The organism is Azospirillum sp. TSO5, from assembly GCF_003116065.1.
GTDB lineage: Bacteria > Pseudomonadota > Alphaproteobacteria > Azospirillales > Azospirillaceae > Azospirillum.
This window is the reverse complement of the sequence record NZ_LGQY01000108.1, coordinates 1-21,199: the sequence shown is the minus strand read 5'-3', so window position 1 is coordinate 21,199 and position 21,199 is coordinate 1. Positions and strand designations below refer to the sequence as shown.

At 65.5% G+C, this 21,199-nt stretch carries 21 protein-coding genes; 9 read left to right on the top strand and 12 right to left on the bottom strand.

Annotated elements, in window-relative coordinates:
• Positions 1 to 40 precede the first annotated feature (40 nt).
• Entirely contained in the window at positions 41 to 784 is a 744-nt protein-coding gene (locus TSO5_RS24380) for a CHAP domain-containing protein (protein ID WP_247870948.1), read from the top strand.
• Positions 785 to 1,031: 247 nt separating this feature from the next.
• Here the strand turns inward: TSO5_RS24380 and ubiA are convergent, their stop codons facing one another.
• On the bottom strand, positions 1,032 to 1,979 hold the full coding sequence (gene ubiA / locus TSO5_RS24370; protein WP_109154054.1) for a 4-hydroxybenzoate octaprenyltransferase: 948 nt from the start codon (positions 1,977 to 1,979) through the stop codon (positions 1,032 to 1,034).
• On the opposite strand from ubiA, the gene TSO5_RS32350 reads away from it, so the two are divergent.
• From TSO5_RS32350 to TSO5_RS24355, 4 genes are all read left to right on the top strand, one after another.
• Positions 1,978 to 2,226, top strand: coding sequence for a hypothetical protein (locus TSO5_RS32350; RefSeq protein ID WP_146203830.1), 249 nt, complete (start codon positions 1,978 to 1,980; stop codon positions 2,224 to 2,226). The two genes, ubiA and TSO5_RS32350, sit on opposite strands and share 2 nt — an antisense overlap.
• Positions 2,223 to 2,606 (top strand): response regulator, encoded by a 384-nt coding sequence (locus TSO5_RS24365; protein WP_247870947.1) that lies wholly within the window; start codon positions 2,223 to 2,225, stop codon positions 2,604 to 2,606. Before TSO5_RS32350 ends, TSO5_RS24365 begins: the two co-directional genes overlap by 4 nt.
• Before the next feature lie 94 nt (positions 2,607 to 2,700).
• The gene (locus TSO5_RS24360) at positions 2,701 to 3,480 is read left to right on the top strand and encodes a 16S rRNA (uracil(1498)-N(3))-methyltransferase (protein ID WP_109154052.1); all 780 of its coding nucleotides are present in this window, start codon (positions 2,701 to 2,703) and stop codon (positions 3,478 to 3,480) included.
• Between the two features lie 48 nt (positions 3,481 to 3,528).
• Positions 3,529 to 4,893 (top strand): glutamate--cysteine ligase, encoded by a 1,365-nt coding sequence (locus TSO5_RS24355; RefSeq protein ID WP_109154051.1) that lies wholly within the window; start codon positions 3,529 to 3,531, stop codon positions 4,891 to 4,893.
• 166 nt (positions 4,894 to 5,059) lie between these two features.
• On the opposite strand, the gene fdxB is transcribed toward TSO5_RS24355, so the two are convergent.
• From fdxB to TSO5_RS24300, 11 genes are all read right to left on the bottom strand, one after another.
• Complete coding sequence (gene fdxB / locus TSO5_RS24350) at positions 5,060 to 5,353, bottom strand: ferredoxin III, nif-specific (protein WP_109050545.1); 294 nt, start codon at positions 5,351 to 5,353, stop codon at positions 5,060 to 5,062.
• A 56-nt stretch (positions 5,354 to 5,409) separates the two neighbouring features.
• Positions 5,410 to 5,610 (bottom strand): CCE_0567 family metalloprotein, encoded by a 201-nt coding sequence (locus tag TSO5_RS24345; RefSeq protein WP_109154050.1) that lies wholly within the window; start codon positions 5,608 to 5,610, stop codon positions 5,410 to 5,412.
• 19 nt (positions 5,611 to 5,629) lie between these two features.
• The gene (locus tag TSO5_RS24340; RefSeq protein WP_109154049.1) at positions 5,630 to 6,097 is read right to left on the bottom strand and encodes a NifX-associated nitrogen fixation protein; all 468 of its coding nucleotides are present in this window, start codon (positions 6,095 to 6,097) and stop codon (positions 5,630 to 5,632) included.
• Between the two features lie 2 nt (positions 6,098 to 6,099).
• Positions 6,100 to 6,498, bottom strand: a complete 399-nt coding sequence (nifX, locus tag TSO5_RS24335; RefSeq protein ID WP_109154048.1) for a nitrogen fixation protein NifX — start codon at positions 6,496 to 6,498, stop codon at positions 6,100 to 6,102.
• 50 nt (positions 6,499 to 6,548) lie between these two features.
• The gene (gene nifN / locus TSO5_RS24330) at positions 6,549 to 7,919 is read right to left on the bottom strand and encodes a nitrogenase iron-molybdenum cofactor biosynthesis protein NifN (protein ID WP_109154047.1); all 1,371 of its coding nucleotides are present in this window, start codon (positions 7,917 to 7,919) and stop codon (positions 6,549 to 6,551) included.
• A 5-nt stretch (positions 7,920 to 7,924) separates the two neighbouring features.
• Complete coding sequence (gene nifE, locus TSO5_RS24325) at positions 7,925 to 9,331, bottom strand: nitrogenase iron-molybdenum cofactor biosynthesis protein NifE (RefSeq protein WP_109154046.1); 1,407 nt, start codon at positions 9,329 to 9,331, stop codon at positions 7,925 to 7,927.
• A 244-nt stretch (positions 9,332 to 9,575) separates the two neighbouring features.
• Positions 9,576 to 11,066: a PAS domain-containing methyl-accepting chemotaxis protein gene (locus TSO5_RS24320; protein WP_109154045.1), complete on the bottom strand. Its 1,491-nt coding sequence runs from the start codon at positions 11,064 to 11,066 to the stop codon at positions 9,576 to 9,578.
• Positions 11,067 to 11,527: 461 nt separating this feature from the next.
• Positions 11,528 to 13,087: a nitrogenase molybdenum-iron protein subunit beta gene (gene nifK / locus TSO5_RS24315; RefSeq protein WP_109154044.1), complete on the bottom strand. Its 1,560-nt coding sequence runs from the start codon at positions 13,085 to 13,087 to the stop codon at positions 11,528 to 11,530.
• A gap of 31 nt (positions 13,088 to 13,118) precedes the next feature.
• Positions 13,119 to 14,570, bottom strand: a complete 1,452-nt coding sequence (nifD, locus tag TSO5_RS24310) for a nitrogenase molybdenum-iron protein alpha chain (protein ID WP_109154043.1) — start codon at positions 14,568 to 14,570, stop codon at positions 13,119 to 13,121.
• A 204-nt stretch (positions 14,571 to 14,774) separates the two neighbouring features.
• On the bottom strand, positions 14,775 to 15,671 hold the full coding sequence (gene nifH / locus TSO5_RS24305; protein WP_109154042.1) for a nitrogenase iron protein: 897 nt from the start codon (positions 15,669 to 15,671) through the stop codon (positions 14,775 to 14,777).
• Between the two features lie 260 nt (positions 15,672 to 15,931).
• Entirely contained in the window at positions 15,932 to 17,242 is a 1,311-nt protein-coding gene (locus TSO5_RS24300; protein WP_109154041.1) for a hypothetical protein, read from the bottom strand.
• A 203-nt stretch (positions 17,243 to 17,445) separates the two neighbouring features.
• Between TSO5_RS24300 and TSO5_RS24295 the strand changes: the two genes are divergently transcribed.
• The 4 genes from TSO5_RS24295 (at position 17,446) to TSO5_RS24280 (ending at position 20,997) form a co-directional block, all read left to right on the top strand.
• The gene (locus tag TSO5_RS24295) at positions 17,446 to 18,318 is read left to right on the top strand and encodes an NAD(+)--dinitrogen-reductase ADP-D-ribosyltransferase (RefSeq protein WP_247870946.1); all 873 of its coding nucleotides are present in this window, start codon (positions 17,446 to 17,448) and stop codon (positions 18,316 to 18,318) included.
• A 77-nt stretch (positions 18,319 to 18,395) separates the two neighbouring features.
• Positions 18,396 to 19,304: an ADP-ribosyl-[dinitrogen reductase] hydrolase gene (gene draG / locus TSO5_RS24290; RefSeq protein ID WP_109154039.1), complete on the top strand. Its 909-nt coding sequence runs from the start codon at positions 18,396 to 18,398 to the stop codon at positions 19,302 to 19,304.
• A gap of 139 nt (positions 19,305 to 19,443) precedes the next feature.
• The gene (locus tag TSO5_RS24285) at positions 19,444 to 20,214 is read left to right on the top strand and encodes a class II glutamine amidotransferase (RefSeq protein ID WP_109154038.1); all 771 of its coding nucleotides are present in this window, start codon (positions 19,444 to 19,446) and stop codon (positions 20,212 to 20,214) included.
• A 159-nt stretch (positions 20,215 to 20,373) separates the two neighbouring features.
• A complete protein-coding gene (locus TSO5_RS24280; protein ID WP_109154037.1) occupies positions 20,374 to 20,997 on the top strand; it encodes an FMN-dependent NADH-azoreductase in 624 nt (207 codons plus the stop codon).
• Positions 20,998 to 21,199: the final 202 nt, after the last annotated feature.

Genomic DNA, 21,199 nt, shown 5'->3' with positions numbered 1-21,199 from the left:
CCTTACCGTGTCGACGGCTGCCGCACAAGACGGCGATTGCGTGCGCACGGTCCGTTCCATCTCCGATTTCACCATTCGCGGCGACGCCTGGACCTGGTGGGACCATGCCGCCGGTCAGTATGACCGCGAACACCGCCCCGCCGTCGGCTCCGTCCTCGTCTTGAAGCGCACCGGGCACATGCGCCGCGGCCACGTTTCGCTGGTCAGCGCGGTGATCGACCGCCGCACCATCGAGGTCGACCACAGCTGGCTGGATGGCGATGGGCTGCGCCGCGGCATGCGGGTGGTCGACGTGTCGCGCAACAACGACTGGTCCTCCGTCCGCGTCTGGCACGAGCCGACCGACCAGCTCGGCCTGCGCGTCTATGCCGCCTACGGCTTCATCATGCCGGAAGGCGAGGAAGCACCGCGCGGCGGCCGGATGCTGGATGCCGGCGACCGCGGCATGGACCAGGGCTTCGCCAGCAGCCCGCGTGGCCGTGGCAAGGCCACCGGCCCGCGCATGCTGGAAGCGTCGCTGCAGCCGCAGAAGAATCTCAGCGTCTCGGTTCCCGGCCGCAAGCCGCAGAGCCTGCCGATCACGGCCGTCGCCTCGCACACGCCGCAGAAGCCGCAGCGCATGGACGTCGCCGTGCTGCCGTCGCGCAAGCCGGCCAGCGCCCATGCCGCCCCGGTCACGGTCGCCGAACTCTCCTCCCCCGGCAGCCGCCGCACCGTCGCCCCCGGCCGCAAGCCCGGCTCCGGCAACTCCGTCGCCCAGCTGGCCGAGACCAACGGGCGCTGATCCGGGTCTGTTCGAGTTTTCAAGAAGGGCGGGGCTTGGCTCCGCCCTTTTTGTTTGAAAAGCCCGTCGGCCAACAATCGACGCCTTTCCATCGTCATTCCCGCGAAGGCGGGAATCCAGCTATTCCGCGCTGTTCCCTTACGGGAAGCCTGGATCCCCGCCTTCGCGGGGATGACGGATCGGGAAAGGGCGGAAGATGATGGACGTTTTCAAACAGGCTCTTACGCCACCTTCCTGATCCGAGTCCCTAAATCTTCCCCGCCAGGATCGCCGCCAGCACCAGCCAGCCGAACCAGCGGTTGGACTTGAACTTGTCCAGGCAGTCGCCCTGATCGTCCGGCCGCCATGTCGCGACCTGCCAGGCCAGTTGCAGAGCGGCCAGCGACAGCACCGGCAGGAATAGTCCGCCCAGCCCGGCCAGACGGCCGGCGATGCCGATGCCGACATAGGTCAGGGTATAGAAGCCGTAGATCCAGATCTTGCTCTGGTCGCCCAGGCGCAGCGCGGTGGACTTCACGCCGATGCGGGCGTCGTCCTCCTTGTCCTGATGGGCGTAGATGGTGTCATAGCCCAGCGTCCAGGCGATGCCCGTCACATAGAGCGCCAGCGCCGGCCAGCCGACATCGTTCTGCACCGCCGCCCAGCCCATCAGCGCGCCCCAGTTGAAGGTCAGCCCAAGAAAGGCCTGCGGCCACCATGTGATCCGCTTCATCAGCGGATAGGTGAAGACCAGCAGCAGCGACAGCACGCCCAGACCGATGGCGGTCGTTCCCAACTGCACCAGAATCAGCAGCGACACCAGAAGCTGGGCCACCAGGAAGGCCAGCGCCTGACGCACCGACACCTGCCCCGACGGGATCGGGCGGGAGCGGGTGCGTTCCACCATCGCGTCGAACTTGCGGTCCAGGATGTCGTTGACGGTGCAGCCGGCGCCGCGCATCAGCACCGCGCCGATCCCGAACAGCGCCATCAGCCAGAGCAGCGACGGCCAGTCCCGGAAGGGTTGCGGCATGGCCAGCGCCACGCTCCACCAGCAGGGGAACAGCAGTAGCCATGTCCCGATCGGGCGGTCGAGACGCGCCAGCGTGACATAAGGGCGCAGCCGGGCGGGAATCCGGCGGGTGACCCAGCCGTCCCTGCGGATGTCGGTGAAACCGGAGTCGGGAAGAGTCGGGCCGGTGGAAGCAGTGGGCATGACGGCGGTGTTTCCGCTGTGCTATGGAGATGTCGGGACAGCAATCATGGCGAAGGTATCGGGCTGCCGTCCGTGCGGCAAGTGCGGCGCACCGCTTGGAACCGGAGTGAAGTCCGGAAGCGATGCGACCAAACAGCCGGGCTCAAGCTATGAAAAATTGCAGTTCCAGGACTTGCGCGCGCCAAAATCGTGCCAATACTGTTTCTTTATCAAAACCTCAGCGGCTTGCAATCTCAAATGGACATGAGCACGAAACCGGACCGTTTCGCCGTCGTCATCGATGACGAGTCGATCATCTTGGCCGGGATGGAGATCATGCTGGACACCTGGGGCTATCAGGTGCTTGCCGCGGAGGATGTCGAAACCGTCCTGGCGAAGCTGCCCGGCTGTCCGGCGCCGGACGTGATCCTGTCCGATTATCGGTTGCGCGACGGCTGGTCCGGCATCACCGCCGTGCGGGCGGTGCGCGAGGCCTGCGGCGCCACCGTGCCCGCCATCATCCTGACCGGCGACACCGGGGCCGAACTGATGGCTGCGGCCAAGGCGGATCAGATCCGCATCCTGCACAAGCCTGTCCAGCCCAACGACCTGCGCCGCCAAATCGACGCCCTGATAGCCGCAGCCTGAGCGGCCTTGCGTACCCGCATGTCTGGCTTCTGACCTGCTGACTTGCACGCCCGCGGCCGGCTATAGTCGGCGCCGCCCCGCGGAGACGAATACCATGGCCGACCCGATCAAGACCCGCCTGTTTGTCGACAGCCCGCTGGCCGAAGGCCAGTCGGTCGGGCTGGACCATGAGCGCGCCCATTTCCTGCGCCATGTCCTACGGCTGGACCGCGGCGACTCCGTCGCGGTGTTCAACGGCCGCGACGGCGAATGGCGGGCGGTGATCGACGGCTTCGGCAAGGGCTGGTGCTCGCTGACCGTGGCGGAGCAGCGGCGGCAGCAGGATACGACTCCGGACCTCTGGCTTCTCTTCGCCCCGCTGAAGAAGGGCCGCATCGATTTCGTCGCCGAGAAGGCGACCGAGATGGGGGTTTCCCGGCTTTGGCCGGTCTTCACCCGGCGCACCGACCCCAACCGCGTCAACATCGACCGGCTGCGCGCCAACGCGGTCGAGGCGGCCGAACAGTGCGAGCGCCTGAGCGTGCCGGAGATGGGGGAGGCTCTGCCGCTGGACCGCGTGCTGGCCGGATGGCCGGCCGACCGCCGGCTCTATCTGTGTGCCGAGGCCGGTTCCGCCCGCCCCATCGCCGAGGTTCTGCGCGACGCCCCTGCGGGACCTGCAGCCCTGCTGATCGGGCCGGAGGGCGGTTTCGACCAGTCGGAACTTGACGAACTCGTCAAACTTCCCTTTGTTGTACCGGTGGGATTGGGTCCGCGCATCCTGCGGGCCGACACGGCGGTGGTGGCGGCGCTGGCTTGCTGGCAGTCCTTGGCCGGGGACTGGACTGCCGGGGGAAGCGACCGGCGTCCGCCTTTCCGCGCGCCGATCCCGTAACCGGCCGTCACCCGGCCGATCCCCTGTCCACTTCCCGCGAGAGACTTCATGTCCGCACCCCCGACCACGCGCGGCGAACCCATCACCGACCGCCGCCAGCTTGCGGCCTATCTCGAATCCGGCTGCAAGCCGGCGCCCGACTGGCGCATCGGAACCGAGCACGAGAAATTCGCCTACCGCACCTCCGACCTGCGACCGCTGCCCTATGACGGGCCGGATGGCATCCGCGAGCTGCTGACCCGCATGACCCGCTTCGGCTGGCAGCCGGTGGAGGAGAAGGGCAACATCATCGCGTTGGTCCAGGACATGGCCAACATCACGCTGGAGCCCGGCGGGCAGGTCGAGCTTTCCGGTGCGCCGCTGGAGACCCTGCACCAGACCTGCGCCGAGGTGCACCGTCACCTGCGCCAGGTGAAGGAGGTCGGGGCCGAACTGGGCATCGCCATGATGGGGCTGGGCTTCCAGCCGAAATGGACGCGCGACGACATCCCCTGGATGCCCAAAGGCCGTTACAAGATCATGCGCGACTACATGCCGAAGGTCGGTTCGCTCGGCCTCGACATGATGACGCGGACCTGTACCGTACAGGTCAATCTGGACTTCGCGTCCGAAGCCGACATGGTGAAGAAGTTCCGCGTCTCGCTGGCCCTCCAGCCGATCGCGACCGCGCTGTTCGCCATGTCTCCCTTCACGGAAGGCAAGCCGAACGGCTTCCAGAGCTTCCGCAGCCACATCTGGACCGACACCGACCCGGACCGCACCGGCGACATTCCCTTCGTGTTCGAGGATGGCTTCGGCTTCGAACGCTATGTCGACTATCTGCTCGACACGCCGATGTACTTCGTCTACCGCGACGGCACCTACATCGACGCGGCCGGCCAGTCCTTCCGTGACTTCCTCGACGGCAAGCTTCCGGCGCTGCCGGGTGAGCTGCCGCTCATCACCGACTGGGCCGACCACACCACCACGGCCTTTCCGGAAGCGCGTCTGAAGAAGTATCTGGAGATGCGCGGCGCCGACGGCGGACCGTGGCGCAGCCTGTGCGCCTTGCCGGCCCTGTGGGTCGGGCTGCTCTACGATCAGGTGGCGCTGGATGCGGCGTGGGATCTGGTGAAGGACTGGACGACGGCGGAACGCGCGCATCTGCGCGCCGAGGTGCCGCGTTTGGGCCTGCGCACGACGTTCCGCAACGGCACGGTGCGCGACGTCGCGCTGGAGATGCTGGCGATCGCCCGCGATGGTCTGGCCCGCCGCGCCCGCAACGACAATTGGGGCGACGACGAGACGCATTTCCTCGACACACTGCAGGTCATCGCGGAGACCGGCCGCAGCCCGGCCGACGAACTTCTGGAGAAGTTCAACGGCCCCTGGGGCGGCAGCGTCGATCCGGTGTTCAAGGAGTACGCGTACTGAGGGGAGTGGGGGCTTTGCAGAAGTGAGGCCCCCTCCCTAACCCTCCCCCGCTATCGCGGGAGAGGGGACTGCAACTGCTCTGCGATCAACTCCCTCTACCGCCGTAGGCGGGGGAGGGAAGGGGCCCACGCGAAGCATGGGAAGGAAGGGGGCACTCGGCGAAAACTCACGCCGCCACCGGCGCATGGGTGATGCAGCTCTTCGAGCACACCTTGGAGCAGCTTTCGCAGCCGATGCAGTTGGCTGCTTCCTTGACCGTCATGATCTTCTTCTCGGCCTCGTCGTCGAAGGCGTCGACGATGTCGCCGTCCTCGGTCAGGCCGATCATGTCGAGCACGCCGCGCCCGCACACCTTGAAGCAGCGGCCACAGCCGATGCACTGCTTCCGGTCGATGGATTGGACGAACTTCGGGGTCCAGCTTTGACCACCGCGGGTGGTGCCGGTCAGGAATTCAGCCATGGGAATGTTCCTCTCGGGAAAGGGTACGCCTAAGCTCTTCTTGAAAAATGGAGGGATTATGCCGTCTCCAGCGCCTTCAGCGCCGCCCGCTTCTCCGTCAGGATCTTGAAGGCGTTATAGGTTTCCTGCGCCACCGTCAGGATGCTCTGCCAATTCTGCGGAAGCTCTTCCGACAGGTCGTGCAAATCCATCTTCTTCTGGGTGGCGCGGGCGTTCAGCTTCTTGATCTCGTCCTTCAGCGCGTCGATGTCGCTCACGGTCGTGCTCCCGGCAGGCTCAGAGGTTCGCGACATCGGGGTATTCCCGGATCAGCGCCACGGCGTCCTCGACCAGCTTGGCGCCGTCGGCGGCCAGCTTCTCCAGGCTGGGGAAGCCGAAGCGGTGGACGTCGCGCAGAGTCTTCGACACCACCACCAGCCGGCCGGTGGTCAGGATCATGCGGCCGAAGCCCTCGTGGCTCATCTTCATCATCGGCGAGGCCATCATGCCGGTCTGCTTTTCGACCGTGACGCCGACCGCCTTGTAGAACAGCTCCAGCCGCCACAGCGTGTCCGGGTCGGGATCGCCGATTATCGGAATGGCGGCACGCGCCTCCTTGTCCAGAATGAAGGGGGCGAGCAAAGCCTCGTCCGGCTTGCCTTCCCAGGCGCCATAGCTGTCCTCGGCACGGAACAGCAGGACCAGCGTCTTCACGAACTGGTCGGCGACGGACACGTCTGCCACATCAGCGCTCTCTGCAGCCATACTCAGACCTCCTCCTCGTCGAAATGGAATTGGGGCGTCTCGCCCATCGCCTTGCGCAGCCAGGGCGGCGGATTGCCGTTCAGCGTCTGGACCAGCTTGTCGAGCAGGGCCGGGATGGTCTCGGTTGCCTCGACCTTCACCGGATGGATCTTCTTCGCCACCACGCGGGCGGCGGCCGAGGCGCCGATGGCCGACAGGTAGAGGATGGCGACGTCGGCCAGCGCCTCCAGCTTGGGCACCAGCTTGTCCTCGTTGCCGTCTTCGAACATCGAGCCGCCGAACTGGAAGGTCTCCAGAAAGGCATGGCCCTGGCGGTCGACCCGATAGACGGCGATGTTCTTGGCCCAGCCGAAATGCGCATCGACGTGCTGCATGTCCTGGGTGCAGAAAGCGACCTTCATCGATCCTCCTCGTGTCGGATGGTGTGTCGGGCGTGGGTCCTGCACCACGCTCAGACGGCGTTGCATCCGCATGATCCGCCTCCGCAGCCGTGGGATTCGCCCGATTCGTGGTGGGAATGGTCCATCTCGCGGGCGAGGAACAGGTTGCCGATCCCGCACAGCAGTTCGCGCGTGCCGCGGTAACCGACCTGGACGCGCAGTCCCGCCCCCAACCGGTCGAACATTGGCAGGCCCATGCGGTGCAGCGGCACGCCGATCCGCGCCGCCCCCTGCCGCCCGTGCGAGTTGGACACGATCAGGTCGGCGTCGCGGGCCAGCGTCTCCACGTCGGAATGGTCGCCGACCATGATGGTGGCGGCCTTCAGCCGCTCCAGCACCGGGCTTTGCGTCGGCGACACCGCGGCGACCACCTCCGCCCCCATGTCGGTCAGGAAGCCGGTGACGGCGTAGAGCAGGTCGGGCTCCAGCGCGACGGCGATGCGTTTGCGGCTGTAGAAGAAATGCCCGTCCAGCATGGCGTCGACCAGGGCTTCACGCTGGCGCCGCAGCCGGGCCGGCGCCGGTTTGCCCGATAGCTCCATCAGAAGACGGACCAGCTTGTCGGTCGCCTCCAGCCCGGTCAGGCGGCTGAAGAAGTGGCTGGGCACGTCGGTCTTCAGCTCCAGCGCATTGCCGGCGACCCGCATATGCTCGCCGACCACGATGGTGGCGGCCGAGGCGCCCATGGCGCGGATCTGCTCCACCGTCACGCCGCCCAGCGAGGTGGCGGTGAAGTCGGTCGGCTGGCGGCCGGACATCGACAGCGACAGGTCGGGCAGCATGATCGGCGACAGGCCGAAACCTTCGATGACGTCGCGCAACTCCTCGACGTCTCCCGGTGACAGATGGCAGCCGGCCAGCACATTGACCTGGGTCGGGATGCGCACCGGCGACGGTTCGACCAGCCGCTCCACCATCGCGGTGACCGCGGCGGCGAAGCCGTCCTCGAAGCCGCCGGCAAAGTCGGGGGTGTTGGCGAAGACCAGCGCGGTGTCGGCCATATCGGGGTTGCGCTGGCGGAACAGCGTGTATTGGCCGCCCATGTCCTCGCCCTTGGTCTCGGTCACGCCGGTGGTGGCGACGCCGATCATGGCGGGCTTGTTGCGCTCGACGATGGTGCGGATCGCCTGTTCCAGATTCTCGTAACCGCCGAGGATGGTGGAGACCTGATCCATCGCCGTGGTCTGCAGCGGGATCGCCTCGCGGAAGTGGCGCACCAGCAGGACCAACCCGAAGGCGGTGCAGCCCTGCGACCCATGGAACAGCGGCAGACAGCGGTCGATTCCGAGATAGGCGAGTGCCGCACCGAGCGGCTGGCTCATCTTCAGCGGGTTGGTCGAGGCGGCCTTGGCGGCGGAGGGGAAGCGCTGGATGTGCGACATCGGCCTCACTCCGCAGCCAGGAGCGTGGAGGACGGGCCGGATTCCCACGGCGCCGGCTGGCGGACCTGGCCCCAGATCGGATTCGACAGCGTCTTGTCGATCTCCTCGCAGAGATTGACGATGCCGTCATAGCCGGCATAGGCGTGGTGGCGCTCCTGGTTGATGTCGAGCCAGGGAACCTTGGCCTTCAGGGAAATGAACTGCGACCGGCCGCCGGACATCATGATGTCGGCCTGATTGTCGGCCAGCATCCTGTAGATGTCGCGCGGCTTCAGATCGTCCCACTGGTGGAACTCCTCGCCCTTCATCTTCCTGATGCGCTCCTTGTCCTCCTTGGTCGATTTCTTGGTGGAGGTGCCGAGGATGGTCAGTCCGGCGCCTTCCAGCGCGCTGACCATCGACCAGCTCTTGACCCCGCCGGTGAACAGCAGGACGCGCTTGCCCTCGAAGCGTGGCTTGTAGGGTTCCAGACGGCGCCAGACGCGGCTTTCCTCCCGCGCGATCACGCCCTCGGCGCGGTCGATCAGCGCCTTGTCGGCGCCGCGCTCCACCAGCATGCGGGTCATGGTGCGCAACGTGTCCGACATGTCGGAGACGCCGTAGAAGGACCCCTCGAAATAGGGGATGCCGTAGCGCTCCTGCATCTTGCGGCCGACATTCACCAGCGCCTGGCTGCACACCATCATGGTGACGCGGGCACGGTGGGCCTGGGCGACCTCGTTGTAGCGGCCGTCGCCGGAGATGCAGGACAACAGGCGGATGCCGATCTCGTCCAGCAGCGGCTTGACCAGCCACAGCTCGCCGGCGAGGTTGTATTCGCCGATGATGCAGACGTCGGTCGGGGTGGTGTAGTCCGGCTCCACCGTGCCGATGACATGCTCCAGCAGGGCCTCGCCGGCCAGCTTGTTGCCGAGATTCTTCGATCCGACGAAGCCCGGCGCCTCCACCGGGATCACCGGCTTTCCCAGCTTCTGCGTCGCGAATTTGCAGACGGCGGCGATGTCGTCGCCGGTCATGGCGGGCACGCAGGTCTGATAGACGAAGACGGCCGGCGGGTCGTATTGCTGAACGATCTCCTTGATGGCGCGGTAAAGCTTCTTCTCGCCGCCGCCGATGACGTCCAGTTCCGACAGGTCGGTGGTGAAGCCGGTGCGGTAAAGCTGCGGGCCGGAGGATTGCGAGCCGCGATTGTCCCAGCTGTTGCCCAGGCAGGCGATGGGGCCATGGACCAGATGGGCGGCGTCGGCGATCGGCTGCAGCACGATCATTGCCCCGTCATAGGCGCAGCCGCCGGCTGCTGCCCCCGGCTTCAGCGACTTGGTGCAGCCCTTCTTCTTCTCCTTGGCCGACTTGGCCTGGTTGGCCGCGCAGCCCGGTTCGTTGAAGACGTCCTGGATCCTGTCCTGGAGCATGCCCGCTCTCCCATCCTGGCGCCGGAAATGGCTCTGCGGACGAGTGATGCAGGGGGCGTGCCAGCGGGTAAATTACTGATAAAGAAGGATTGTCATATTTCCCGTCGCTGTCCGATAGCTGACAATCGCCCCTCGCCGCCCGCGGCATGTCGGGTGTCGCACAGCCATTGGAAGGCATGTGCAGGGAAGGGGCGGGCGCCGACCTTGCGCTGGAGCGGGTGGTCGGCTTCGCGATTGGGCACGGTCAGCGGGCGAGCACTTGCGCCGCCTCCTTGGTCGAGGCGATGGCGGTTCCGACCTGTGCGAAGGCGGTGGAGATTGCGGTGATGTTCCGGTCCACCACCGCCACCGAGGTCGATGCTCCCTGCATGTTGGCGGAAATGCTGGCGGTGACGTTGGTCTGTTCCTCGACCGCGCCGGCGGACATGACGACGAATTCGCGCAGATTGGACATCGCGGTGCGAATTGCCGACAGGGAAGACACGACATCGCCGGAGACGGATCGCATTCCCTCGATTTCGTGGGAAATCTGGGCGGTCGCGTTGGCCGACTGGTTGGCCAGATTCTTGACCTCGTTGGCAACCACGGCGAAGCCTCTGCCGGCCTCACCCGCCCGCGCCGCCTCGATGGTCGCGTTCAGGGCCAGCATGTTGATCTGTCCGGCGATGGAGCGGATCAGTTCGACGATGCCACCCATCGCCTTCGCCACTTCCGTCAAGCGGGTCGCCGCGCGGTCGGCGTTGTCGGCCTCGCTCACGGCGGCATCCGCAGCCTGCTGTGACCGCGACATGCTGTCGGCGATCTCACGGGCGGCGGCGGCCAGTTCCTCCGCCCCGGCCGCTATGGTCTGCACCGTCCCTCGCGTCTCCGACGATGCGGCCGCAGCGGTGTCGGCCTGTTGGTGGGCGACGCTCATCGCCTGTTCGATCTCGGTGAAATTGGTGTCGATCAGGGATTTCAGGCGGTCCAGCAAACTGATCTGCTCGGTGATGTCGGTCGCGAACTTCACGACCTTGCACAGGCGGCCGGCACCGTCGAAAACCGGGTTGTAGGATGCCTGGATCCAGACGACACGACCGCCCTTGCCGATGCGCCGGTATTGGGCGGCTTCGAACTGCCCCTTGTTCAGCCTGGACCAGAATTCCCGATAGGCGGAACTCTCGCGCTCCTGCGCATCGACGAACATGCTGTGATGCCGTCCGCGTATCTCGTCCAGACTGTAGCCGAGCACCTTGAGGAAATTCTCGTTGGCGGTGATGACGGTGCCATCCGGATTGAATTCGATCACTGCCTGCGAGCGCGAGATCGCATCGACCTTGCCGCGCATATCGGCATTGATGGCCTGTCTTTCCGTGACGTCGGTGGCGATCTTGACAACTTTGCAAGGACGGCCGGACCCATCGAGTACCGGATTGTAGGTCGCCTCGATCCAGACCTCCCGACCGTTTTTGCCAATGCGCCGGTACAAAGCCCGCTGGAACTCGCCGCGCTTCAGCCGATCCCAGAACTCCCGATAGGCCGGACTGCCATGTTCGGCTGGATCAATGAACATCCGGTGATGCTGTCCGACGATCTCCGGCAAGGAATAGCCCATCACCGCAAGGAAATTGGCGTTGGCGGTCAGGATCGTTCCGTCCAGTGAGAACTCGATCACCGCCTGCGAACGGTCCAGGGCGGACAGAATCGCTTGGCTGTCGGATGCCTTTCCATTCATCGGCCGAATAAAGCCAAACATCTCTGCCTTCCCCTTGCTGTGCCTGCGCATTTGTTCCGCAGGCATCATGAAAGCCCGAGTGAGGCGATCGGTCAATAAGTGTTGGCACTAAAGTCCCATGAATTTCTTGGATAAACCCTAAACATGAGAGCGACCTAATAATAGAAACCGTTGATTTTTCTTTCTGTGTTCAAGAAGTGCGTGAATGTTGTCGTTTTTGGTTTCTCGCGGGTAAATTTGCGACATCAAAGTAAGTAACAAAATTTATGGGTACGAGACATAAAATGTCGAACTTTGCCCGGCATTTTGCTTTCCCGCCAGCTCCGGCCGTTGGCCCGCGTTTAATGCAAAGAAACCCGGAGGGCGCCGTCGCCGACGCTCTCCGGGCTGGGGAGGTTGCCGCCGGGCCGGGGGGATGGAGGCCCCGGCGCGACGGTTGGGCTGAACCGATGCCCATGAAGTGAAGCCTGGGTTGCCGCCGATCAGCGGATCAGGTCGAACGAGTAGTCGGTCTGGCCGACGATGTTGGTGTTGGCGTCGATGTCCTCGAAGATCCGGTCCAGGATCCGCACCAGCACGTTCAGCGCGCCCTGGTAGCCCCAGGTCGGATAGCGGTGGTGGTGATGGCGGTCGAAGATCGGATAGGTCAGGCGGATCAGCGGAACCTTGGTGTCGCGCTCCAGATATTTGCCGTAGCTGTTGCCGATGATGTAGTCCACCTTGTCGGTGAAGATCAGCGAGCGCAGGTGCCACAGATCCTTGCCGCCATAGGCCGCACCGGACTTGCCGAAGGGCGAGCCGTCCAGCACCTTCTGGACCTGCTTCTCCCACTTCTTGGAGCCGGAGGTCGACAGGATGTGCACCGGCTCCGCACCCAGCTCCAGCAGGAAGCGGGTCATGCCCAGGCAGAAGTCCGGGTCGCCGTAGACGGCGAAGCGCTTGCCGTGCAGGTGGGTGTGGCTGTCGGCGATGGCGTCGACCAGACGGCCGCGCTCCAGCTTCAGGCTGGCCGGCACCGGCTTGCCCGACAGTTCCGCCAGCTTCAGCAGCAACTCGTCGGTGGCGGTGACGCCCATCGGGTAGTTGAACTTGGCGACCTCCTGGCCCTTCTCCTTGCAGAACTGCAGGGTCTGGGTGGTGTTGTACTCCTGCATGGAGAGGGTGGCCTTGGCGTGCAGGGCCGCTTTGGTCTCCTCGATGGTGGTGCCGCCGTCATACATGCGGTACTCGCCATCCATCGGCGTGTCGAAATTGTCGGACACGTCGGACAGGATCTGCAGCTTCACGCCGAACTCGCCAGCGATGCGCTTCAGTTCGCGGTTGTTGCCGACGGCGAAGCCGTCGAAGCCCGGGATCAGGTTGATCTGCTCGGTCTTGGGCGTGTCGAAATTCTCCGACGTGCCCCAGAAGCTGCTCAGGATCCCCTTGATCATGTTGTCGTAGCCGACGATGTGGCTGCCGACGAAGGCCGGGGTGTGGGCGAACGGCACCGGGAAGTCGGCCGGCACGCTTTCCTTGTTCTTGGCGTTGGCGATGAAGCCCTGCAGATCGTCGCCGATGACCTCGGCCATGCAGGTGGTCATCACCGCGATCATCTTCGGCTTGTAGAGCGCATAGGCGTTCGCCAGACCGTCGATCATGTTGTTCAGCCCGCCGAACACCGCCGCGTCCTCCGTCATCGACGAGGAGACCGCGCTGTTCGGCTCCTTGAAGTGGCGGGTCAGGTGGGTGCGGTAATAGGCGACGCAGCCCTGGGAGCCATGGACGAAGGGCAGGGTGCCTTCGAAGCCCTGGGCGGCGAACATCGCGCCGATCGGCTGGCAGGCCTTGGTCGGGTTGATGACGACCGCTTCACGGGCGAAGTTCTTCGCCTTGTATTCCTCGGACTTGGTCCATTCGGACACGCGGGCGACGTCCTCGTCCGAATGGCCGTACTCGAACTCGGTCTTCTTCTTCTCGAACATTGCCGCGTATTCGGGCTGCCGGAAGAGGGTGTAGTGGTCGAGGACCTTGTCGGCGCTCTGCGAAAGCTTGTCGGTCATTGTCGAATTCTCCTGTTCCAGAGGCCGATGGTCAGAACGGGGCCTTCATCACGCCCCAGACGGGGTTGTTGATGGCCAGGTCCATGTCGCGGGCGAAGATCGCGAAGCCGTCATAGCCGTGGTACGGGCCGGAGTAGTCCCAGCTGTGCATCTGGCGGAACGGCAGGCCCATCTTCTGGAACACGTACTTTTCCTTGATGCCCGACGCGACGAGGTCGGGACGCATCGCCTCGACGAACTTCTCCAGTTCGAACGCGGTGACGTCGTCGTAGATCAGCGTGCCTTCCTTCACATAGTGCGGCGTGCGCTGATAGTCGTCGTTGTGGGCGAATTCGTAACCGGTGCCGATGATCTCCATGCCGAGGTCGTGATAGGCATCGACGACGTGGCGGGGACGCAGGCCGCCGACGTAGATCATGACCTTCTTGCCGTCCAGCCGCGGCTTGTACTTGGCGATGACCGCATCGACCATCGGCTGGTAGCGGGCGATGACCTTCTCGGCGTTCTCCTTGATCTTGTCGTCGAAGAGAGCGGCGATCTTGCGCAAGGATTCGGCGATCTGGCTCGGGCCGAAGAAGTTGTATTCCATCCAAGGAATATTGTACTTCTCTTCCATGTGGCGCGCGATGTAGTTCATCGAACGGTAGCAGTGGATCAGGTTGACCTTGGCCTTCGGCGTGTTCTCCAGCTCGGCCATGGTGCCGTCGCCCGACCACTGGGCGATCACGCGCAGGCCGATCTCCTCCAGCAGGATGCGGGAAGACCAGGCGTCGCCGCCGATGTTGTAGTCGCCGATGATGGTGACGTCATAGGGGGTGGAGACGAAGTCGGCCTTGGGTTCCGTCTTCTCGAACACCCAGTCGCGGATGGCGTCGTTGGCGATGTGGTGGCCCAGCGACTGGGACACGCCGCGGAAGCCTTCGCAGCGCACGGGGATGACCGGCTTGCCGATTTCCGCCGACTTGGCGCGGGCGACCGCCTCGATGTCGTCGCCGATCAGGCCGATCGGGCATTCCGACTGGATCGAGATGCCGTTCACCAGCGGGAACAGCTCGTTGATTTCCTCGATGACCTTGTGCAGCTTCTTGTCGCCGCCGAAGACGATGTCCTTCTCCTGGAAGTCGGAGGTGAAGTGCATCGTGCCCCAGCTGTCCACACCGGTGTCGCCGATGTAGTAGTTGCGGCGGCCGGACCAGGAGTAGTAGCCGCAGCCCACGGGGCCGTGGGAGATGTGGATCATGTCCTTGATCGGCCCCCACACCACGCCCTTCGAGCCGGCGTAGGCGCAGCCGCGGATCGTCATGACGCCGGGGATGGACTTGACGTTCGACTTGACGCCGCAGTCCTTGGCCTCGGCCTCCAGCACGTTCAGGTGCTTGGCGCGGCGCTTGCGGGACTTTTCGGGATAGGCTTCGAGGACTTCGTTGACGAGGTTCTTGACGTCGACCGCGGTGGTGGTCTGGGTGTTCTCGGACAGGCTCATAGCCGGCCTCCTGCTTGAATATTCCGCGCCACTGCAGCGCGTGACCGAGCCCCTCCCTCCCACGCCGACGTCACCCGGCCGGAACCGGTGGGCAGTCGTTGGGTCGACGTCGTGCGGGGCTGGGGAAAAGGGCCAGTGTTCAGGCGGTCCCCCCTGCGCGGATGGGGCAGGGGGGCCGGTAGGCAACCGTCGCTACGCCCGGGATCAGGCGCCGGCCTTCGCCGCTTCCTTGGCAGCCAGCTCTGCGAGCTGCTGCTCCTCGGTCTTCATGATGCCGAAGTCCATCAGCATCTCTTCCAGCTCTTCCATCGTGATCGGGGTCGGGATGCAACCCTGGCCGGAGTTGTTGTGCACCTTGCTGGCGAGCTGGCGGTACTCTTCCGCCTGCTTGCTCTCCGGCGCATACTCGATGACGGTCATGCGGCGCAGCTCGGCATGCTGCACGATGTTGTCGCGCGGCACGAAGTGGATCAGCTTGGAGCCCAGGCGCTTGGCCAGGGCCTCGGCCAGATCGATCTCCTTGTCGGTCTGACGCTCGTTGCAGATCAGGCCGCCCAGGCGCACGCCGCCGCTGTGGGCGTATTTCAGGATGCCCTTGGCGATGTTGTTGGCGGCGTACAGCGCCATCATCTCGCCCGACATGACGATGTAGATTTCCTGGGCCTTGTTCTCGCGGATCGGCATGGCGAAGCCGCCGCACACCACGTCGCCCAGCACGTCGTAGGACACATAGTCCACGTCGTCGTAGGCGCCGTTCTCTTCCAGGAAGTTGATCGAGGTGATGACGCCGCGGCCGGCGCAGCCGACGCCCGGCTCCGGACCGCCGGACTCGACGCACTTGATGCCCTTGTAGCCGATCTTGACGACGTCTTCGAGTTCCAGGTCCTCGACCGAACCGGCCTCGGCGGCGAGGTGGAGAACGGTGTCCTGGGCCTTGGCGTGCAGGATCAGGCGGGTCGAGTCGGCCTTCGGATCGCAGCCGACGATCAGGATCTTCTGATCCAGCTCGACCAGCGCGGCCAGCGTGTTCTGAGAGGTGGTGGACTTACCGATACCGCCCTTGCCGTAAAAGGCGATCTGACGCAGAGGCGCTTTGGCCATGTGGGTCGCTCCTGTGCTTGGGTCGTGGGACTGTGCTTCGATCCGGTGCGGCCGGTTCGTGGCCGCTTCGGATTTCATGGATTGCACGACCCGTGCCAGAGCGAAGATAAGCGGTAACTCATTGTTTCATAACGATAATTCTTCGGTATGGAGCCGCGCGTCCCTTTGTCGGGGTCCCGACACACACGACAAAGCCAGACATTTTGTCGGGTCTTTATGACGGGAGGGACTTATGGGGAGAGGGTACCCGCGGAAGAACCCTACCGCCCCTCGCCTAACGCCTCCGCCGCCACGACGATGCGCAGTGCCAGCTCCTCCACCGTCTCGTCGCGGTCCATGTCGTAGAGCAGTTGCGCCAGCAGCCGGCCGCGCGCCATCAGGCGGCGGGCCAGGGCCGGATCGGCGGGCTTGGTCAGCAGCGCCTCGACCAGACGTTCGCCGGTCAGGCGGGCCAGCGCGTCGCAACGGTCGACCAGCCGCTGCTTCAGTGTGTCCACGGCGGCGGGGCGGCCGGCATGGCTGAGGTCGGCGCAGAAATGGTGCAGGCTGCGCAATTGCCGCAGCAGTGCGGCGAACAGCAGGTCGTCCAACTCGCCGCCGGCCGCCGCCTTGCCGATGAGATCGAACAATGTGTCGGAAAGCCGCCATGCCGCCGACAGCCAGTCGTTCATCGCCTTGCGGTCCGCCGGTTCGACGAAGGGGCTGGCCTCCTCGCGGCTTTCCTCCTGGTCGTCCAGGTTGCGCAACGCGATGACGATCAGCCCGTCGACCGACGCCAGTGTGGCAAGGCTGGCGTGCAGCGCCTTGATGCCCCGGTCGGCGACGAATCCCTGGATCGCCTCCGTCGCCCGGCGCAGCGAGTAGCGGGCGAGCCGCCGCGACTGATAGACGACGTCTTGCAGCGCGCTGCCGCCGCCCAGCGCCTCCAGCGCCATCCGCCGCACCTCGAAGCGCAGCAGAGCGCGGGCCAGCTGGTCGATGCCGCCGACATCGATGGGGAGGCTGTCCTTGGTCAGCCTGTCGGCGGTGGCGCGGGCATCGGCGGTGATGGCGGCGATCACCGCCTGCAGATGGCCCTTGCCACCGCCGCGCATCCGGCTGACCAGCATCCGCATCGCCTCGGCGAGATCGACGGCGCCCGGCAGGCTTTCCTCATGGTCGGTGCGGCCGGTCACCAGCCGGTCGATCAGATGGTCGCGCACCCCCGGCAGCAGCACGTCGGTGATGATCTGCCCGATCGGCCGCAGCAGTGCTTCCATCAGGCGGCCGGGCGGCTGCCCGACCAGTGCCGGCAGCGGGTTGATCGGCTTGGGCACCAGCCGCGGCCGGTGCGGCTCCAGCAGCTCCAGCACGGCATCGCCGCGCAGCGGTGTGATCGACCCGCGCAGGAGCTGGGCGAGCCGCAGGGTGGTGCGCGCCTCCACCATGCCACGCGGCGGGCGGCCGTCGGGGACGCCGGGCGTGGGAGTCGCGGATTCGGCGGCAGGCGAGGGCCGGACAAGCGCCTGCGTGGGCACGGGCGGGGTTCGCCGGCGCCGGCTGTCGTCGTACTTGGTCGGCCAGAAGGCCATGCGGGTGCCGCCGGATCGTAAGCGTCGCTGTACTGAGTATGGGGACGGACAGTTCGGCTTCAAATGGACAATATTGCGACATGCGGCGACACGCCTCCGCCGGTTGCGGCGGTGAAGGCTTGGCACGCGCCGGCTTATGCAATATCCATATAAGAAGTAATGACATTCGGGCGGAGCGGCTTGGCGTGACGGATGGGGGGCTGATGCGCGATGCGAGTGGACGGACGCCGGAGGCCGACTCGCCGCCCGACTCTCCGCTGGCCCTGCGCGCCCACCGAACCAACCTCGTCAACGTTCCGGCCGCCTTGCTGTGCAGCGAAGCCTACAATGACGAGCCGCGGCGCCTACGCATCGGCGGCACCCGCAGCGAACACGCCGCCTTGTTCGAGGCGCTGGACGAAAGCCCCGACGCACTGACCGCCTCCGACATCTTCCAGCGCCATATGGCCGGGGTGTTCGGGGTCAATCCCGACTTCTCTGGAACGGAGGGGCCGGACGGCAGGCGGCGTTTCCGCGCCAGCTACCTGCGCCTGCTGAAGGGCTGGATGTTCGACAGCAACCGGGCGGAGGGGGCGGTGCTGAAGGGGTGGGTGGAGAGCCGTTTCGGTCTGCTGCCGACCTTCCATGGCGAACCGATCCACCGCTTCGCCTCCGACGCCTGGGCGGCCTATGGCGAGCAGAAGCAGTCGACCCGCTTCCACAACAACAACATCCATCTGCAGCTCGACCTTCTGTACGAGTTCTGCCAGTGGACGATCCGCCGCGGCTGGACCGACGCGCCGATGCCCAACTGGGCCTCGCACATCCGACTGTATCGCGGCGTCAACGATTTCGAGGAACACCACATCCTCGCCCGGCCGGACAAACGCACGGCGGTGCTGCGGCTGAACAACCTGTGTTCCTTTTCCATCAACCGCGACATCGCCGGCCAGTTCGGCGACTACATCCTCGATGCCTGGGTGCCGCTGCCCAAGGTGGTCTTCTTCCGCGACATCCTGCCGCGTTACCCGTTCCAGGGAGAAGGAGAATATCTGGTGATCGGCGGGGACTATCGGGTGGGTGTGTCGCTTCTCTGACAACCTCACGTCCGGCGTCGGCTTGCGGGCCGTTTCGCGGGGCGCACCAGGAAGGGGCGGGCGCTTTGCCCGATGGCATGACCGATCCGACGATTCTGACGCCCGAAATCCGTTCCAGGGCGCTCGGCGCCTATCTTGGCCTCGCCTGCGGCGACGCGCTGGGGGCGACGGTGGAGTTCCTGACCAAGGGGGAGATCGCCCACCAATATGGCGTCCACAAGCACATCAAGGGCGGCGGCTGGCTGAAGCTGCCGGCGGGGCAGGTGACCGACGACACCGAGATGTCGCTGCATCTCGGCCGCGCCATCCTCTCGGGGCCGGAGTGGGAGGCCCGCCGCGCCGCGGAGGAATTCGCGATCTGGCTGAAATCGGTGCCGGTCGATGTCGGCGACACGACACGGCGCGGCATCCGCCGCTTCATCATGAACGGCACGCTGGAGGAGCCGGAGTCGGAATATCACGCCGGCAACGGCGCGGCGATGCGCAACCTGCCGGTGGCGCTGGCGACCCTGGGCGACGACGCGGCGTTCGAGCGCTGGTCGGTGGAGCAGTCGCACATCACCCATTGCAACCAGCTGTCCGATTCCGCAGTGATCGCGCTGGGCCGGATGGTGCGGCGGCTGGTGCTGGGCGGCGGCATCGTCACCGCGCGGGAGGAGGCGAACGCCCTGATCACCAAACACCGCCAGTTCAAGTTCGAACCCTATCGCGGCCTGTCCACCGCCTTCATCGTCGATACGGTGCAGACCGTCTTCCACTATTACTTCCAGACCGATTCGGTCGAATCCTGCGTGGTGGAGACGGTGAACCAGGGAGGAGACGCCGACACCACCGGCGCCATCGCCGGCATGCTGGCCGGCGCCACCTACGGCGTCGAGTCGATCCCGCCACGCTGGCTGCGGAAGCTGGACCGCAAGGTCTACGACGAGATTTGTCAGCAAGCGGACGCGCTGCTGGCCCGTGCGCCGCTGTTCCGGAAGACATGACGATGGCCGACGTGATTTTCTTCGAGAATCCCGGCTGTGCGTGCGCGTGGCGCTCCACAATGTCAGCGCGTGACCTTGCGCACCACCTGTCGTAGCTTGTCGCTCCCAAGGGCGACGACCAGCGGCAGACGAGGACATCATGTGCGAACTCCTGGGCATGAGCGCCAACGTGCCCACGGACATCTGTTTCAGCTTCGCCGGCCTGATGCGCCGCGGCGGACAGACCGGCCCGCACCGCGACGGTTGGGGCATCGCCTTTTACGAGGGGAAGGGCTGCCGCACCTTCCACGACCCGGCCCCCAGTTCGGAGTCGGAGATCGCCCGGCTGGTCAGCCAGTATTCGATCAAGTCCTGCACGGTGATCTCGCACATCCGCCGCGCCAACCGCGGCCGGGTGTCGCTGGAGAACACCCACCCCTTCACGCGCGAGCTGTGGGGCCGGGTGTGGACCTTCGCCCATAACGGCCAGCTGAAGGGCATCAAGGACCGCATCCTGACCTTCTACGAGCCGGTCGGCAGCACCGACAGCGAGCATGCCTTCTGCTGGCTGCTCGACCAGATCCGCATGCAGTATCCGGAGCCGCCGAAGACCACCTCCGGCCTGATGAAGCTGATCCGCCATCTGGCCACTGACCTCGGGACGCTCGGCGTCTTCAACATGCTGCTCAGCGACGGGCGCTATCTGTGGTGCCATTGCGCGACCAACCTCGCCTGGCTGACCCGCAAGGCGCCGTTCGGCGCCGCCACCCTGGTCGATGCCGACATGAGCGTCGATTTCTCCAAGGAGACGACGCCCAACGACATCGTCACCGTCGTCGCCACCCGGCCGCTGACCAGGGACGAGGCGTGGACGGTGATGCAGCCGGGTCAGATGGCGGTCTTCCGCAGCGGGACCCTGGTGACGCGCTGACCCCGCCGGGCCGATGGTCGCTTGGCCGCCGATTGTTGCTTGTCCAGAGACGATCTTTCGCGCACAGCCCGGCTTAACCGTCGGAAATCAAAAGAGCATCTTGGGTGTCAGAAACCGGCCGGACCTGACGGCCGCAACAACCAAGAGGCTCCTTCCGCCATGACCACGATCCTGCATGTCGACTCCAGCCCGCTCGGCACCGCCTCCGTCACCCGCCAGCTGACCGCCTCCATCGTCGACGCTCTGGTGAAGGCCGAACCGTCGGCCACCGTCGTCACCCGCGACGTCGCCGCCAACCCGCCGGACCACCTGACCGGCGAGCTGATGCAGGTCGTGAAGTTCCGCAATCTGGAAGGCCTCAGCGAGCGCCAGCGTGAAGAGCTGGCCCTGACCGATGCCCTGGTCGATGAGTTCCTGGCTGCCGACGTCGTCGTGATCGGCGCGCCGATGTACAATTTCTCGATCCCGACCCAGCTGAAGGCCTGGATCGACCGCCTCGCCCAGGCCGGCCGCACCTTCCGCTACACCGAGAAGGGTCCCGAGGGTCTGGCCGGCGGCAAGCGCGTGATCGTGGCGTCGGGCCGCGGTGGCGTCTATTCGACCAACCCGGCGCTGGCCGGCCTGGACCACCAGGAGGCCTATCTGCGCACGGTGCTGGGCTTCTTCGGCATCACCGACGTGACCTTCATCCGCGCCGAGGGCATCGGCATGGGTCCGGAAGCCAAGGCGAAGGCGCTGGCTGGCGCGGCGAAGGAGATCGAAGGGCTGCTCGTCGCCGCTTGAGGTGTTGAGGGGGCGGCCGTGGTTGCCCCCTCCCTAACCCTCCCCCTCTTCGAGGGAGAGGGGACTGCCGCCGCTCCAGTACATACCTCACGCCGGCAAGCGTCCAACCCCCTCTCCCGCAAGGCGGGGGAGCAACCATGTTGTTTTCATGGTGAGTGTGGCATTGCCTCCCATTCCTTGTTGTCTCGGACCATGGCATTGA